Source organism: Microcoleus pseudofavosus SVA1_A4 (genome assembly GCF_036700565.1).
GTDB lineage: Bacteria > Cyanobacteriota > Cyanobacteriia > Cyanobacteriales > Microcoleaceae > Microcoleus.
Window position 1 is genome coordinate 35,313 of record NZ_JAUBPE010000019.1, and the last position, 15,984, is coordinate 51,296.

Consider the following 15,984-nt stretch of genomic DNA (forward strand, 5'->3'; position numbering starts at 1 on the left):
CCCGCGCTAAAAATTTGTTAAACCGTCAAATTTAATTGGGGAAATGTGGGCGACAAAATTCTATCTTCCCCCCGAAACTGACTGACCTGATACTCACCGTCAACCAAATGGTAAACTGAAAAAGTAGGTTGTTTCGGATTGCCAATATAGCGTCTGCCGCCAAGTCCAAAATAGTCCGCAATCCATTATTCAGAAATGCCCAAAGCTTCATAATCAACCAATTTATAGCCGTAATCATCCCGCCAATTGGTACTGACAACTTCGACAATTAGCCGGACAGAAATACCCATTGTAATGAGAGATTGCTTTTTCCATCTCGGTTCGCTGTCAGTCCCTTGCCTGTCCAAAACGATCGCGTCCGGTTCGTAACCGGATAGCTCGTTATCAGCTTTCACAACGCATTCTTTGGGAACGAAGTAGGGCAACCTCAGCCTTTCGATTTCAATCCCTAGCTTCAGGCAGATGAAGCCGGCTACTTCTGAATGTTCTCCGGTTGCTTTAGGCATCTCAACAATAGTTCCATTGTGCAGTTCGTAACGGTTTTCAGAATTTTCAGGATACCAGTCAATAAATTCATCGAAGGTTACTGGTTTTAATATTGCTTGAGTCATGGCGATCGCCCTTTATTTGATTTATGATATTGTTATTGTATCCGTTATAATTTACATCTTGCATCATGATCGAGAACAGGCAAGATGCCTGTTCCACGAAGAGTGAATTTTCTTGTGGAAGAGGCAAGATGCCTGTTCATAAAAGGCTTATTGAGAATGGTGCAACATCTCAGTTATAATACATTTCTTTTATCTCAAACTATCGCCCGATCGCCAAAACTGCATTTTGCTCGATCGCCAATCCATCAATCCATCAATCCAAAATCCAAAATCCAAAATCTAAAATCCATCAAGGCATCAATCCATTAATCTAAAATCTAAAATCTAAAATCTAAAATTATGAGATCGATCGACGAAATAAACGATAAAATCACCCAAGGCAAAGCCACAGTCTGGACAATCGAAGAACTCAAAATCCGAGTTCAAGAAACCAGCATTACCCAAGCTGCCAAAGAAGTCGATGTGATTACCTCCGGCACCTTCGAGCCGATGGAATCCTCCGGCGCCATCATCAACCTCGGCCATACCGACCCCCCGATAAAAATCCGCCAGTGCTGGCTAGACGGCGTTTTAGCCTACTCCGGCTTCGGGGCAGTAGATTTGTACCTGGGAGCCACCCAAGTAGCCGAAGACGGCGAAGAATCCCGCGAACGGGGCGGCGGACACGTCATCGAAGACTTAATAGCTGGGAAACCCGTGCAGTTGCGCGCCTTGGGACAAGTCACAGACTGCTACCCCCGCGCCTCCTTTGAAACCACCATTACCCGCGATACCATCAACCAGTTTTATTTATTCAATCCCCGGAACGCATACCAAAACTTTATTGTAGGAGTCAACGGGGGCGATCGCCCGCTGTTCACCTACCTCGGCCCCCTGCAACCGAACCTCGGCAACGCAGTCTATTCGAGCCTTGGAGCCATGTCTCCCCTGCTAAACGACCCCGACCTCCAACTCATCGGCATCGGCACCCGCATCTTCCTAGGAGGCGCTCAGGGCTACATTACCTGGGAAGGAACCCAGCACTTCCCGCTGCAAAAACGCCAGCCCAACCGCACCCCCATCGGCCCGGCCGCCACCCTCGCACTCATCGGCGACGCCAAACAGATGAACTCCAAATGGGTGCGCGGCTGCTACTTCAAAAACTACGGCCCATCCCTGATGCTGGGAGTCGGCATCCCCTTTCCCGTCTTAAACGAAACAGTCGTCGCCAACTGTGCAGTATCAGACAAAAAAATAGTAGCGCCGGTAGTAGATTTCTCTATCCCCCGGCGCGTTCGTCCCACATTCGGTTTAGTCAGCTATGCCCAATTAAAAACAGGTCGTATTTTGATAGAGGGCAAACCAGTGCGGGCAGCCCCCCTTGCGAGTATGTTTCTGTCCCGGCAAGTAGCATTGGAATTGAAGCAGCAAATTGAAGCGGGTCAATTTACCCTCACGGCCCCAGTTGCTCCCCTACCCACCGATAGAGTATTTCTCCCGCAAGATTTGTGGGGTGCCCAAGTGAGGCTCGAATAAAGGATTTTAGATTTACGATTTGGGGATTTTAGATTATTTCGCGATCGCACTAATCTAAAATCTAAAATCTAAAATCGCTCTATTCCTCGATCGGCTTAGGCTTCTTGACCGGCTTAGGAAGAGGTTCCTTCGGGACAGGCGGTGGTGCTGCTGCTGCGGACTTGATGGTAGGACGCCCTACAGGAGTACCATCACCGCTGGGCTTAGGAGTAAAGGGACGCTTCCCTCCCCCTCCTTTGAAGCCGCCTGGCTTCTTGCTGCCTGGGGGGAATTTCCGCTTTTTGATCGGCAGGGCGCCAATATTATTTGCCTGCTCAATCATCAGACTGTCAGCTTGCAATTTGACGTGGAAATCCCAAAAAAACCCGAGCGCCTTTGTTGCTAAATCCCCCTTGAGTTTCAACTTAAAAAACTTCATCTTGTCGTCATTCTTGCGGGGAGCTTGCTTGATTTTGACGATGACATACTTTTCATCCTCTTGCGATTGATAAATCACCTCGCCTCGAATCGAAAAATATCCATCTTCAACATCAGGTTCCGAGGGCGGCAATGCGGTCGATGCTTCGGCGCTAGTCTCAATCTCCGCTGCTTCCTGATTTTCCTCGTCAGAGGACGGTTCGGGAGGTTTCTTGAGCGTTTCCGGCTCCCAAACTCCCATAATCTGCGCGTGCAAGTTGCCGTCTTCTTGCCTGGTGCGGGGATAGACCACCCACAGGTGTTCTTGTTCCAGATCCAGGTGATTTTTGACTAAACTCATGACTCTACCCAGCAAAACTGCGTCGATGGCAGTTCCGTCGGCAGCTATCAGCATACCCCGGGTGAATTGCTCTTCTGATTGGGTGTAGCGGCCCCGCACCAAACCAACAGCTCGGTACTGTCTGGGTTCGCTGGGGGGAGGAATGGGATGTTGGCGCATGACGGAGGGTATGTCCTCGGCCACCTGATTTTCGCTAGCAGCAGGATCGGGGGTTGCGGGCGGTGCGACTGCGAGCGCTGGAGTATCGCTGGCCCCGGTCGCAGGCGCTGCTTGCTCCGAGGGTGCAGGAGCATTGCTGGGCGGGTCTTTTGGCTTTGTTTTGTCCTTATCGGGGGCAGAACTGTAGCGGGGTCGTTGCAGCGAGTCCGTTGGCGCTGGGGCGTCCGTTGGCGCTGGTGGTCGATCTTGGTCAACAGGTGCAGCCAACGCCGAAGGCACCGGACTTTCGTCTGGTGTCTCGGGAACGGAGGCTGTAGCTGCGGGCTGATTGACGGCCGGCTCGCTCGGCTGAGCCTTGCGAGTTGAAGTAGATTTGGGCGATTTGGAAGAGCGGTTTGGAGAGGGGTTCATAAAAAACTCCTTGCAGCGGAGACACATCCCTTGAGGGAAATTAGGAATAAACTGAAGAAACTGCTTTCAAAACTACTAGCACCAGACAGGCGGGCTTGCGCCGGAAAGTTTGGTTTTGACCCGTCAACGCCAACTTTCAACGCTATGACTGCCTCCGGGGTTCGCTGGCTGCTAAAATCCTTGCTGGCAAGGAGTTTTAGAGTTTTTGAACCCAAGGCTTTGGTCGATATCGCCCGAAAGCTGGCGTTGCTGGCTAATAGCATTTAGGATATTCAGCCTGCCTATTTTACTTAATCCAATTACCTAACGGGCCGATCCGCCATCTTTTCGGTAATTTTTAGCTGAACCAAACTAAATTGGACAGAAGTCCCAGTCCTTGGGGCTGTGGGTCTTTGTGTCCAAAATTGTTTAGCTAGCGTGGAGTTGTGGGTCTGTTACCATATTAGCTGCAAGCAAAAGACTGGTTTGTCAATTGGGACTTTGAAGTTAAGAACTTTTATGGTTGCATGGATCTAGTTAAATGGCAGATGCCCCTTGGCGATGCGTTAATTCTTAGAAAATAGTAGATTTTAAGTTGGGATAGTTGAATTATGGAAAAAGCAAACAAGCGTCGCGGGTTGATTACTGTGGTGGTGGTGCTTTCGCTCATCGCTTTTTTGGGATTTTCTTTGGTTCCAATTTTGGACAGTATTCTCAAGGCTAGCCAAGTGCAAAGTCGATCGACTCCAACGCCTACTCAGACGGCGCAGTCTGGGGATAAGCAATCAGAGTTGCTGCAAGCTCAGGCTAAGGGGTACGAATTGGTTTTGCAGCGGGAACCTGATAATGTAACGGCTCTGCGGGGACTTTTGCAGGTGCGGCTGGAGTTGATCGGACAAGGAGTGGGGAGCATTAAGGACGTGGTGTCTCCTTTGGAAAAGTTGGCTTCGCTGAATCCTGAAACTACTGAATACGGGATTTTGCTGGCTCAGGCGAAAGAACGCACGGGCGATCGCGAAGGAGCTGCTCAGGCTTATCGGTCAATTTTAGCGTCTAAGCCTGGGGAAATTAAGGCTTTGCAGGGGTTGGTGAATTTGCTGTTGGTGCAGCAGCGGCCCGAAGCTGCGATCGGACTGCTGCAAGATACGCTGAAGGCGGCTCCGGCTGCAAATCAGGCGAAACCGGAAAGTATTGATACAACTTCGGTGCAGTTGATTTTGGGGCAGGTTTATGCTGTGCAGAAGCGGTACGAGGAGGCGATCGCGATTTACGACGAATCGGCTAAGAATAATCCGAAAGATTTTCGCCCGACTTTAGCAAAGGCGATCGTGTTTAAGGAACAGGGCAAAACAGATGAAGCAAAAACGCTGTTTAATAAAGCTACTGAGTTAGCTCCTCCTAACTATAAAGACCAAATTAATCAGTTAGCTAGCGGCACTCCTTCGCCATCTCCAATAGCAGAAGATGCCAGTCCCAAACCTGCGGCTTCCCCAACTCCTGAAGGTGCGCTACCAAAACCTTAAGGAAAGTTTTGAGTTTTGAGTACCCTATAACTGTAAGGACACAGCAGTGCTGTGTCCCTACCCATGCCCCGTTCTTTAACCTAGATTTGAGATTACCAATTACTAAATACCAATTAGGTAAGACCTCGGAGGGAATTATGACTGCTAGCGTTGACCGCGTTGTTCTACCTCCTGCTTTTGGCGACCACACTCAATTACCAGAGTCGGATGGTAATTTTGTGAAAAATTTTCAGGAACATCCGCAGAGTTTAATTTTAACTGATTCGATCGGCCCGATTTTGCAGGAGCGGCATCCCAACGGACAATATGCGATCGGTCAAGACTGCGGCATTTACTGGCGAGAAACCGAGCCGGCGGAAAAAGGTGCAGAAGCTCCTGATTGGTTTTATGTTCCCAATGTACCTCCTAATTTAGACGGTCAAATTCGCCGTTCCTACGTGCTGTGGCGGGAACACATAGCACCGTTAATTGCGTTGGAATTTGCTAGCGGGAACGGCGATGAAGAGCGCGATCGTACTCCTTTATCTCGTACCGATGAAGGGGTAGTAACGAAACCGGGCAAGTTTTGGGTGTACGAACAGGTGATGCGAATTCCCTATTACGGCATCTATGAAATTAACAGCGGTAGATTAGAAGTTTATCGGTTGATTGAGGGGTATTATCAACTGTTAGAACTCAATCAGCGCGGTCATTTTCCCATTGCATCTTTAGGCATAGAATTGGGACTTTGGCAAGGTAGTTATCAAAATCAAACTATGCTTTGGCTGCGTTGGTGGGATGAGGAAGGTAATTTGCTGTTGATTGGCGATGAACGGGCTCAATTGGAGAGATTGCGAGGGGAACAACAACGGGAAAGAGCCGAACAAGAAAGATTGCGAGCCGACAGTGCAGAGCAGGCACAACAAGCTGAAGCTCAGACAAGAAGGGATGCAATTCCCCGGTTGTTGGGAATGGGTTTGAGTGCCGAACAGGTGGCGGAGGCGTTAAGTTTATCTGTGGAGGAAGTTACGGAGAATGCTGGAGAGTGAGATAGGGGGAGAGAATTGGGGAAAAGGGCGATCGGTCTTAATAGACTTCATCATGAGAACCCATTTTGAGCAATAAAATAGCTTCCTCCTCCTCTTCGGGATCGGTCACAAACTAAAATAAAATCCGATAATCGTAATCTATTGAACACGACCAGATACCCGATAAATCTCCTGTCAGTTTGTGAGTTCGCAAGCTGGGATGAAAACAGTCTTCAGACAAAAGTTCTAGCGTAGCTTCAATTAAAAGGCGAAGCTGAGGATTTTTACGAACTAACTTTTTGAAAGTACGAATAGATTTGGGAGTCCAACCAATTTTCATCAATCATCCAACTCCGCCATAAAATCGGCTACCGAACCAAATTTAACATTGCCCTCAGCATAGTCTTGACGAGCTTCTGCCACTTCATTGAGTAATTCATTTCGTCGCTGTTGTCGCAGGCGATTCTGAATAATATCTAGAAGCATGGCTTGATCTTCTAATGATAAAACTTCTACAGCTTCAAGAGCTTGCTGGAATTGAGATGTCTCTGTCGTTTTACTCATATGTTATTTTGAACTGTTTAGAACTACGAGATTTTTTATGTTTTTAGCAAGATTTATCCTATGCTACCAGTTTTTACTTGTTTGGAATCATACGATAAAAGCAGTATAACACTGCGAAGTTTGCAGTCATCTCCCAGAGTTGAATAAACAGCAAACTCAGTAGATTGTGTTTACTTTTCTGACCACCAGATAGGTTGTCCATCGTGTTGATAAGAATAATCTTCTGGCGGCGGATCTCCCTCCCAGGGAGGTGCTTCCCTGTAGTAGTCTCGACCATCTAGCTGTCGATCCGTCCAATTAATGTACGTTTTAGGAATTACATCTCCTCTGCGATCGCAAACGTCACCAGAGCCGAGAGACTCCCCTTGTTCATCCAATACCTCAAATAACCGACAACTGTTATCCCAGCCATCGTGACAGTGCCCCTGAAACGCAAAGAAAAAAGCATCTCGACTTTCAACAGGAACCTTGACCAGATAAATATCGCTGATGCTATGTCTAGAATACCAAAGGTGACGTTCAAAAGTATCCAGAATATTTTTAGGTAAATTCTGAGAAGGTCTGACTATTTCTGGAGGTAAAAGAGTCATATTTTTCCAGTTCCATGTCAGCCTTACATAACCGATTCTATGCTTGGGCATGAATTTTCCAAAGTCGTCGCTTACCTCCAAAAGCTCTACTAATTTTTTTTCACAAACTTCCCTTACGGTGTTTTTTCTGATGTCAGCATTTTCTCTATTCACTTGCTTACCTCTGGTATTGGTTGCAATTTTTATTTCTGAAAGGACGCATGGGGCCCAGAAACCGGGTTTTTCTACAAAAATACTTTGTTGCAGCCTGCAGAGTGGGTAAAAAACCCGGTTTCTTTTGTCCGAGTGCGTCCAGGACTGTTTGAAAAACGTTCGGCTTTGACAGCTAGCAAAATATGGTTGAGCATATCTATGCTTGGCGAACCTGTAGTTGTCAATTAGTAAGGTGCGAACTGCCCACCCTACAAATTAATACTTCCTCTCCTGCGGCTCAAACATCGTAATCGCCACCGGCATATAAGCCAAATCAATCCCCGCAGGCGAATAATACGCCATTGTATGCTTCAAGAAATTTCCGTCATCCCGCTGCGGAAAATCTTCCCGCGAATGAGCTCCCCGACTTTCCTGCCGGTTCAAAGCAGAAGTTAAAATCATTTTTCCGACAATTATCAAACTCCGCAACTCCAAAGCTTCGACAATTTCCGTATTCCACAACTTGCCTTTATCGTCTAAGTAAACCTCCTCATATTGTCGCTCTAAATCCTCCAATTTCTTTAAACCTTCCTGCATCAATTCGGCGCTACGAAATACACCACAATACTCAGTCATAGTATCTTGATACTGCTGCCGCACTTGATTGATTCGGTATTTCCCGGGACGTTCTAAAAGTGCCTGAATTTGTTCTTTTGCTTCCGTAATATAACGCTGTTCATCTACTGTCGGCAACTTGCGATTTTGTACGAATTGTGCTATGGTTGCGCCCGTAACTTTGCCGTAAACGACGCATTCCAACAGCGAATTGCTGCCCAAACGGTTGGCGCCGTGAACCGACACGCAAGCTGCTTCGCCGGCTGCAAAGAAACCGTCCACCAAACCCTCAGAACTGCTGCGAACTTGCCCGCTAACATTAGTAGGAATTCCCCCCATTGAATAGTGAACGGTAGGGCGGACGGGCATCGGCTGATTTACGGCATCAATTCCTAGCAAACGGTGGGCTTCTTCCCAAGCAAACGGAATTTTGCTCATGATTTTTTCGCGTCCCATGTGCCGCAAATCCATGTAAATAAATGGGCCGCCGGCACTACCGTCAACATTGATTCCTCGGCCTGCGCGAATTTCTAAGGAAATGGCCCTGGATGTAATATCTCTGGGTGCTAATTCCATCCGCGAGGGGGCATAATTCGCCATAAAACGTTCCCCCTCTGAATTAATCAAATAAGCGCCTTCGCCCCGCACAGCCTCGGAAATCAACACTCCCACGGGATACAAACCCGTCGGGTGAAACTGCACGAATTCCATATCTTCCAGCGGCAATCCAGCTAAAGCCGTCATCGCCAAACCGTCTCCAGTCGAGGCGTAATCGTTCGAGGTCGTGTTGTAAACCCGGCCGTAACCCCCCGTAGCAAACATCACCGCCTTAGCACGGACAACCTCAATTTGACCGTCTAGCAGGCGGTACATAACTACGCCCTTGGCTTGACCTTCTTCCAAAATCAGGCGCGTGACATACCACTCCTGATAGATGTGAACTCCGCAACGGCGCAGATTATTGACTAATTCGTGGAGGATGGCGTGACCGGTTTTGTCGGCGGCGTAGCAGGTGCGGCGGTGGGAATGTCCGCCAAAAGCGCGCTGGGCAATTCTGCCGTCTGGGAGACGGGAAAAGAGGACTCCCATGTGTTCTAAATCGATGACCACACCGGGCGCTTCGCGGGTGAGGATTTCTACCGCGTCTTGGTCGGCTAAATAGTCTGAACCTTTTACTGTGTCGAAGGCGTGGGCTTTCCAACTGTCTTCGGGATCGACATTTTGCAGGCTGGATGCCATGCCGCCTTGGGCTGCGACGGAGTGCGATCGAATCGGGTGAGTTTTGGCAACTACAGCTACCTTTAAACTGGGGTCAGTCCGGGCAATTTCCACCGCCGCGCGGCAACCTGCTAAACCGCCGCCTACAATGATTACGTCGTGTTCTAGCATTTTTTTGAATTATTTTGAGTGTTCTCCTTTACATACATTGATACATAAAAAAGTCCTCACCCAAAGGTAAGGAAGTTTTTAACTTTTGATTTTTAGTTCTAAATTGAATTGAAAATCTCAAATTGTACTAGCCGAGGGTTTCGACAGACTGCTGATTGGACTGATTTCCCGTTGCAGAAGGTTGAGCTTGGCTGGCGGGGTCTACGGAAAGCACTTGAATGTTATTGAGCAGAGTCGTAACGAAAGCAAACAGCAAGAAGGGCAGAGACAGCACTAAAATTAAGCCGACGGTAGCCAAGGCGTAGATTTGGCGAGCGCTGCTCCACAGGGCGAGTGCCGACGCTAGACTTAGGAAAATAACTATTAGCCAAACAATGATTTGACCGTAAATGTCGCCAAACGTGAGGGTACATTTAAGGCGATAGTTGTGGATGTCATTCATTTGATGCCTCGGGAGATTGCTATTACGACTTGTCCAAAAATACTTTGACAGTGCGTCAATGCCGACTGTAAATTTCTAAGTTTAGCTGCAGAAACCTGGTTTTAGGGCTGTTTTAAACATTTTTATAGAAGTTTGCAACAACACTTTATAAATTTTCGCTCCGGACTGGGAAATTTTGCCGAAACAAAGGCATAAGGGGAAGTCTACTTTTTGAGGGAGCCCCGACTTGGTAAAGTAATGTTAAGCTGCATGGGGATGAATTAAACCTTTATAGCGTCGCACCTGTCTTTTCGCCCATGTCTTCAGAGAGCACATTGCTGATTTCGCGCTGTTTCCTGGCTGGTCTGGGAACGCAGATGTTTGTGCACCGCGAAGACCGGATTCCCCAAGAGAGTCCGGTGCTGGTGGTGAGCAATCACCGCAGTTTCTTAGATCCTGTGCTGCTAACGGCGGCTTTGGGTCGATCGATCCGCTTTGCTTGCCATCACTACATGGGTCAAGTCCCGGTGGTTCGCGAATTGGTCACTTCTTTCGGCGCTTTCCCTTTGGAAGCACCGGAACACCGACAGCAGCATTTTTTCTCTCAGGCGACGGCCCTGCTGCAAAATAGGGAGATGGTGGGGGTGTTTCCAGAGGGTGCAGAACCGATGGTGAATTTTACTGGGCCCAATACTGTGGGGAAGTTTCAGCGGGGATTTGCTCATTTGGCTTTGCGGGCTCCGGTGCGGGATTTGGCGGTTTTGCCGGTGGCGATTGGTTCGATGGAGGAACAGTCGGTGCGATCGGGTGTACCGCTCAAGTTGTTGAGCTTGTTCGATCCTTCGGAACCGCTGTTCGATCGAGCTGGGTGGCATCCTGTGATAATTTATCAGCGAGTGAATGTTTTAATCGGTCGCCCTTACTGGATTACTGTCGATCGACAGCAGCAATATCGAGGCAAAAAAGCCAAAGCAGTTGTGGCTGAACTCACAGATCGCTGTCAGGGGGAAATTGCACAATTGCTCCAACGAGGGTGTTTGTAAGTTTGTTGACTGTTGACTGTTGACTGTTGACTGTTGGCTGGTGTCAGATTTCCAATTCTTTAATCTAAAATCTAAAATCTAAAATCGATTGACTTTAATCATGCCAAATGCTAACAACAAGGTTCGTTTTCTAACCCCGAAACCGCCGATCGCCGATCGCCCTTTATTTGTATTTTTGCCCGGTATGGATGGCAGCGGTTTGCTGCTGCGGCCGCAAATTTCTAAATTAGCAAATGATTTCGACATTCGCTGCTTAACTTTACCGGCTGACGACATGGCCAGTTGGGATGTACTGGTTAGAGAAACAATTGCCTTAATTGAAGCAGAAAAGCAAACCGGAAAGCAGCAGCGGCCGGTTTATCTGTGCGGCGAGTCATTTGGGGGCTGTTTAGCGATGAAAATTGTTTTAGAAGCTCCCCAATTGTGCGATCGATTAATTTTAGTCAATCCAGCTTCTTCATTCCGACAGCAGCCTTGGGTGCAGTGGGGTTCCCACCTGACTCAGTGGCTGCCGACCAACCTTTATCCGCTGTCGGTAATCGGTCTTTTGCCGATATTAGCATCGTTAGGAAAGATTGCGCGCGACGACCGCCGCGCTTTGCTAGAAGCGATGCAAGCCGTACCGCAACACACGTCTGTGTGGAGATTGGCGTTAGTGCGATCGTTTAATGTTGACGAAAATCAGTTGCACGGCATCAAACAGCCGACGCTAGTAATTGCTAGCGGTGCCGATCGGCTGCTGCCTTCCATAGCAGAAGCGAAGCTGTTAGTCAAGGTAATTCCGAATGCTGAAATGGTGATGCTGGCTAACAGCGGTCATGCTTGTTTGTTAGAAACAGATGTTGACCTTTACGCGATTATGCAAGCTCGCAATTTTTTGACAAAATCCGAAGAAAATCTGGCATTAGTCAGCAGTCATTAGTTATTAGTAATGGGTAATTGGGGATGGGGCATTGGGCATCGGGCATTGGGCATTGGGCATCTCCGAAAAACAATCTTATCGGCGTCAGCAATTACCAATTATATTATGTCCGGTCAATCGATTACGACTACAGTGCGAGCTTCTAAGCTGAAGTGCATTTAAATTGTATAGTCAAGTTTAAGAAAAGTCTTGTGGGGTGGGCGTCTCGCCCGCCCAAAAAATACAATTTAGATGCGGAACAGCTTAGCTCGCGAGCTAGAAGCTCGCACTGGACAATAATTATCAGGATTACCCGGACATGATGTTATCAATTACCAATGCCCAATTCCCGATTCGCAATTCCCAATGCCCAATGCCCAATTAACTAATTAAGATTCAGCCATTTTTGAGCGTTAAGCCGCTGAACGACACCAAACACCATGAGGTCTAGAGTCACCTTGCGCTCGTCTATCAAAAAAGGCTCTAAAGTGCTGGTTTTGGTATTATTTTCAGCGCAGGAAAACGCCCTTTGACTTTGAATATTTTCTTGAGGAAAATACAGGTTAAATTGGCGCTGACCTTCTTGGAATTTCCCAATTACCTGCCAGCAATCCCCGGCGGAGCTCATGCCTGCAACGGGGAGTTTTTGCTTTGCCAAACTTACCTCTAAATCCTTAACACCCTGCTTAGTCAAAGCAGTTTGCAAGGCGGGCAAATAATCTTGTTGCATAAATTCAGCAAACGGCTTGTCTTCAACAGCAGGTGCTTTTTCCTTTTTAGCTTTAGCTGGGGGCTTGTCGCCTTCAGCCTTGGCTGCGGGTTTTTTAGCAGCCGCTTGAGGCTTGTCAGTGCTGGGAAAGTCGGTTGTCTCGGGTGCGTCGGAACTTGGGGCGTTCTCGATCGCAGCAGTGGGAGTTTCCGATTCTCCAGCGGTAGGATTTTTCGGTTCTTTCTTGGCTGCGGGCTTTTTAGCAGCAGTCTGAGGCTTGTCAGCGCCGGGCAAGTCGGTTGTATCGGGTGCGTCGGAACTTGGGGCGTTCTCGATCGCAGCAGTGGAAGTTTCCGATTCTCCAGCAGTAGGATTTTGCGGTTCTTCTGGCATTAACGCTTCCTTTTAAAAGTGATCGGTATGTGAGTTGAGCAAGCGGGCGATCGAGAAAGTCGATCGCCCGCACTTTTTGTGGAAAACCAACCTGAGAGAATTGCTCCTTCCAAAAAATTTGAACTCACAACACTGTCAGGACGATCGCCCGCAAAGATCGCAACTCCTGTGGTTATTCTAAATCTCAGCGACAGCTCGTTCAATCAAACGGCGGGCGAGAGTTTGAACACCGGTGTGTTCGTAGTAGTTGGTACTTATGTCGAGGAATGCGCCCACGTAGTCCACCTTGTCAGCAGAAATTTCCACAAAATTCTGCAAGTGGCCGAGTACGTTTTGGGGAGTCAAACCTCGATCGCTGACAAAAGAGCTCATCCAGCCAGAAACCGAGTTAAAGCTTTCGCCGATGAAGCCGAGTTTGCCTGCGGGAGAGCCCCCTGGAATCTGGTCGCCGATCGATTTAAACGCCTGATTATCTTGCAAATCGCTGGGGGAGAGCTTTTGAATCCAAGACTGAGTGGCGAGGATAAAGTCTGGGCCCAAAGGAATCAAACCGTCAAAACAAACCAAAGCAGCCATCCGCATCAGGGATTCGCCGCCGTAGTCGCCCAAAGCCCCGGCAAAATCGCCGATGCTGTCGCCGGGAAGGCCGTTGATTTGGCAAAAAGCCAGCAACTCAGTGACTAACTTCAAAGAAAGGTCGATCGTTTGAGCTTTTTCAGCCTTGGGAGTGATATTGCCGAGGAACGATAAAAACGAGACATTTTCCGCAACCTTATTAGCGAGGGCGGCACTGCCCAAAGCCTTGTCGGCACTGTCAATAGTTTGGTAAAGCCACAGAGCGCGCTGATAGCCCTGAGACTTATCGTTGTAGAGGTAGATGGCGCGATCGCCAATTTGCTGGATCAGTTCTTCGTCAGTTTCGCCAGTAACGGTGCGAATGGTATTTTCAAAGCCCACTAAATTGTTCCACTCGCCGGGAACCACAAAGTCAAGCGCTCGCAGGGCTTTGACAGTCATGTTGTCTTTAGGCAGGTTATCGACTAATTCAAAGACTGTTTTGCTCACAAAAAACTCCTTATGCTGGAACGGGAATCAAAGGTATTACTTTTGGCCGATGGCAAAAACTTTACAGTCTCATTGTGGCAGACTTAGTTGTCCTAGCGCCCGACAGGAGTCGGGCGCGGAGTTTGACAAGAGACATTGCTACTTGACGCTGGCGAGGCCGCCGAGATTAAATTTTGACAGCCAAGCTTCGCGATCGCTAGCGGTAAAAGAGGGATCGCGGGATTGAACTTTCACCTGATAGCGATTTGCCACTAAAACAGCGGTGATATTAGCACCTTGAGAGACAGCCGGATAGCCGCCGATTTGCTTGGTACTTTGCTGAAATTTTGCGCCTGCCGAGGGGTTGCCGGCGATGTCGTTAATCGAGAGCATCGCGACATTTTTACCGCCTTTGTTGAGCTTAGCTTCAGCAAAACCGGATTTTTCTTGAGCGAAGACGCGATCGAATCCACCGCCAGAAGACGGGAAGTATTTATTTAACTTGCCACCTGCGACTGCCTTCTTGGGCAAGTTTTGATTTTGAGCAGTTGATTTGTCAGCAGTTGTCTGCTGGGCGTTACCAGGTTTTTGGGTGCTTTCCTGCTGGGCTTTGTCCCAGCGAGAGGGCGCCTGAGTTTGACCGCAAGCGGTGACTAACAAGAGTACCGAGATCAGGAATGGAGCTAAGATTTTGCGCGCGGAGGGAAATGGCATCGCTGTCTCCTTAATATAGTTTCCTTGACACTCCCCAACCTAAAGGTGTGGGGATTCTTAATTCAGCGACTGACCTTTAAGTGCTACGTCCTTGCGGCAATACTCAAACTTTTTAACCGTAGGCATCCTACCAATTAACGAGCCTGATTCGCAGTCACCCGTAAGCGAGTCTATCTCCAAAAGCGTACTAGGATATTGACCTAGAGTTCGGGTATGCCCTACCCTACCTAACAAAAATGAATTGTTTGTTTTTCTGGTTGTGAGGCTGTATTAAGCCCCTAGCTGTATAGCGAGTTTTCGCCGCTCTTTGTCCCCCGGTTTACGCCTAGAAGTGTGTCTGAGTCCCCGTTTCACGATGGCGTTGCGAGTTTAACCTTGACTGTTCTAATATACCACAAAAACCAACATTTTCGTGTTCTTTGAAAAAGGATTTAACAAATTAAAGCCGTCCTAGAAGGACGGGGTTTTAAACCCCATTTTATGATAACAATTGTGGCTCAGGAATTCGCAATTTGTCTTGTACGAGCGGATGATTTGTGCTGCGGGAAAAAAATCTTTGTAAAAAAATCCTCTGCCCGCACGGCAGAGGATTTTTCGCGATCGCGAACTTAGATGGAAGAAGACAGAAAGATTGCTCCACACAGTCAAGTCTGGGGGTTGGGGTAAAGAAACCAAATTTTCTAATTACCAGCAATCTCAAAACAATTTTTTCTGATTTTCCCTAGATTTATGAGAGAGGTTTCAGAACATTTGTCTGTCAGTCTTCCAACTTAGGTCTTGCTCTGCGCGTACCGATCAGGCGTCGCTTTCAATGTAGATAAACAACAAACCCATTACCACAACTGGCATCAGCCAGGTAATTACCGGAATCAAAATCCAAGGCAAGAAAGAAGCAGCGTAGGAACCTGTCATATCAAATTCTCCAAACTAAAGTTAGTGTGTTCCAACAGGGATATTTGGGAGTCGAGTCTAATTGTTGACTAAACCCCGGAAAATGGCATCAACGCCCTTAAAGTTTTCGAGTAAGAAGTAGGCAGCAAAGACGCCGCTCATCCCGCCAATGAAGAAACCAGCGGTCAACTGGCTCCACCCCTCAGCATTTCTGAGGGAATCGGGGGTCATGGGATTAGCGCTAGGGTAGCTGGTGTTGTCTTGTTTGAAAGAGACTAAACCGTAAGCAGACATACCTAGTGTGCCGAGCAGAACTAAAACGAGGGCTGTAATTAATCCGCCGAGATTAGCTGCTTCTGGATAATCCCGCAGGGGCCCGAAGACGATTTCTGGGCCGACGAGGAAATAACCGTGTGCCAAACCGATTTCTAGACCTCGAACAAGGGGCGAGAGTCCTTTGCGGTAAGCGGGCAAGTTCCCAATGAATGCTTTGGTGAAATCAGAAGCACTGATGGGAGTTGCTAGATGACCCGTGAAGGGGTCGCCGTTAAAAGGTTTAATAAGCTCTGCATCTCTGGGATCGGCCATATTCTCTTTTTCCTCGCTGTGCGTAAAA

The 15,984-nt window shown here is 48.1% G+C and carries 17 protein-coding genes and 1 pseudogene; 6 read left to right on the plus strand and 12 right to left on the minus strand.

All coding sequences use genetic code 11. The features are described from left to right. Positions 1-17 precede the first annotated feature (17 nt). Positions 18-611, minus strand: a pseudogene (locus tag QUA02_RS10695) (Uma2 family endonuclease). Positions 612-950: 339 nt separating this feature from the next. Here QUA02_RS10695 and QUA02_RS10700 point away from each other — a divergent pair. Next, positions 951-2,126, plus strand: a complete 1,176-nt coding sequence (locus tag QUA02_RS10700) for a homocysteine biosynthesis protein (protein WP_333027367.1) — start codon at positions 951-953, stop codon at positions 2,124-2,126. 79 nt (positions 2,127-2,205) lie between these two features. On the opposite strand, the gene patR is transcribed toward QUA02_RS10700, so the two are convergent. Next, positions 2,206-3,453 carry a heterocyst master regulator PatR gene (gene patR, locus QUA02_RS10705; protein ID WP_333027369.1) on the minus strand — a complete coding sequence of 416 codons (1,248 nt, stop codon included), beginning with the start codon at positions 3,451-3,453 and terminating at the stop codon, positions 2,206-2,208. A gap of 30 nt (positions 3,454-3,483) precedes the next feature. Between patR and QUA02_RS10710 the strand changes: the two genes are divergently transcribed. The 3 genes from QUA02_RS10710 to QUA02_RS10720 all read left to right on the plus strand — a co-directional run bounded on the left by QUA02_RS10710 (position 3,484) and on the right by QUA02_RS10720 (position 5,983). Continuing rightward, on the plus strand, positions 3,484-3,720 hold the full coding sequence (locus QUA02_RS10710) for a hypothetical protein (RefSeq protein ID WP_333027370.1): 237 nt from the start codon (positions 3,484-3,486) through the stop codon (positions 3,718-3,720). 323 nt (positions 3,721-4,043) lie between these two features. Continuing rightward, on the plus strand, positions 4,044-4,955 hold the full coding sequence (locus tag QUA02_RS10715; protein ID WP_333027371.1) for a tetratricopeptide repeat protein: 912 nt from the start codon (positions 4,044-4,046) through the stop codon (positions 4,953-4,955). A 137-nt stretch (positions 4,956-5,092) separates the two neighbouring features. Beyond that, positions 5,093-5,983 carry a Uma2 family endonuclease gene (locus QUA02_RS10720; RefSeq protein WP_333027372.1) on the plus strand — a complete coding sequence of 297 codons (891 nt, stop codon included), beginning with the start codon at positions 5,093-5,095 and terminating at the stop codon, positions 5,981-5,983. Between the two features lie 112 nt (positions 5,984-6,095). Here the strand turns inward: QUA02_RS10720 and QUA02_RS10725 are convergent, their stop codons facing one another. From QUA02_RS10725 to QUA02_RS10745, 5 genes are all read right to left on the minus strand, one after another. Continuing rightward, entirely contained in the window at positions 6,096-6,302 is a 207-nt protein-coding gene (locus QUA02_RS10725) for a type II toxin-antitoxin system RelE/ParE family toxin (RefSeq protein ID WP_333027373.1), read from the minus strand. Continuing rightward, complete coding sequence (locus tag QUA02_RS10730; RefSeq protein WP_333027374.1) at positions 6,302-6,526, minus strand: hypothetical protein; 225 nt, start codon at positions 6,524-6,526, stop codon at positions 6,302-6,304. The genes QUA02_RS10725 and QUA02_RS10730 overlap by 1 nt, the downstream gene beginning before the upstream one ends. A gap of 170 nt (positions 6,527-6,696) precedes the next feature. Next, entirely contained in the window at positions 6,697-7,269 is a 573-nt protein-coding gene (locus QUA02_RS10735) for a hypothetical protein (RefSeq protein ID WP_333027376.1), read from the minus strand. 255 nt (positions 7,270-7,524) lie between these two features. Then, positions 7,525-9,252: a succinate dehydrogenase/fumarate reductase flavoprotein subunit gene (locus tag QUA02_RS10740; RefSeq protein ID WP_333027377.1), complete on the minus strand. Its 1,728-nt coding sequence runs from the start codon at positions 9,250-9,252 to the stop codon at positions 7,525-7,527. A 127-nt stretch (positions 9,253-9,379) separates the two neighbouring features. Continuing rightward, positions 9,380-9,694: a hypothetical protein gene (locus tag QUA02_RS10745; RefSeq protein WP_333027379.1), complete on the minus strand. Its 315-nt coding sequence runs from the start codon at positions 9,692-9,694 to the stop codon at positions 9,380-9,382. A 296-nt stretch (positions 9,695-9,990) separates the two neighbouring features. Here QUA02_RS10745 and QUA02_RS10750 point away from each other — a divergent pair, with 296 nt between their 5' ends. Further along, positions 9,991-10,716 (plus strand): lysophospholipid acyltransferase family protein, encoded by a 726-nt coding sequence (locus QUA02_RS10750; protein WP_333027381.1) that lies wholly within the window; start codon positions 9,991-9,993, stop codon positions 10,714-10,716. Positions 10,717-10,816: 100 nt separating this feature from the next. Further along, the gene (locus tag QUA02_RS10755) at positions 10,817-11,638 is read left to right on the plus strand and encodes an alpha/beta fold hydrolase (RefSeq protein ID WP_333027468.1); all 822 of its coding nucleotides are present in this window, start codon (positions 10,817-10,819) and stop codon (positions 11,636-11,638) included. A 364-nt stretch (positions 11,639-12,002) separates the two neighbouring features. On the opposite strand, the gene QUA02_RS10760 is transcribed toward QUA02_RS10755, so the two are convergent. The 5 genes from QUA02_RS10760 to QUA02_RS10780 all read right to left on the minus strand — a co-directional run bounded on the left by QUA02_RS10760 (position 12,003) and on the right by QUA02_RS10780 (position 15,956). Further along, positions 12,003-12,719, minus strand: a complete 717-nt coding sequence (locus QUA02_RS10760) for a DUF2996 domain-containing protein (RefSeq protein WP_333027383.1) — start codon at positions 12,717-12,719, stop codon at positions 12,003-12,005. A 177-nt stretch (positions 12,720-12,896) separates the two neighbouring features. Continuing rightward, on the minus strand, positions 12,897-13,784 hold the full coding sequence (locus tag QUA02_RS10765) for a hypothetical protein (protein WP_333027384.1): 888 nt from the start codon (positions 13,782-13,784) through the stop codon (positions 12,897-12,899). A 138-nt stretch (positions 13,785-13,922) separates the two neighbouring features. Beyond that, a complete protein-coding gene (locus QUA02_RS10770; protein ID WP_333027386.1) occupies positions 13,923-14,477 on the minus strand; it encodes a hypothetical protein in 555 nt (184 codons plus the stop codon). A gap of 795 nt (positions 14,478-15,272) precedes the next feature. Next, entirely contained in the window at positions 15,273-15,389 is a 117-nt protein-coding gene (locus QUA02_RS10775; protein WP_015174678.1) for a photosystem I reaction center subunit VIII, read from the minus strand. A 57-nt stretch (positions 15,390-15,446) separates the two neighbouring features. Further along, positions 15,447-15,956 (minus strand): photosystem I reaction center protein subunit XI, encoded by a 510-nt coding sequence (locus tag QUA02_RS10780; RefSeq protein WP_293127049.1) that lies wholly within the window; start codon positions 15,954-15,956, stop codon positions 15,447-15,449. Positions 15,957-15,984 lie beyond the last annotated feature (28 nt).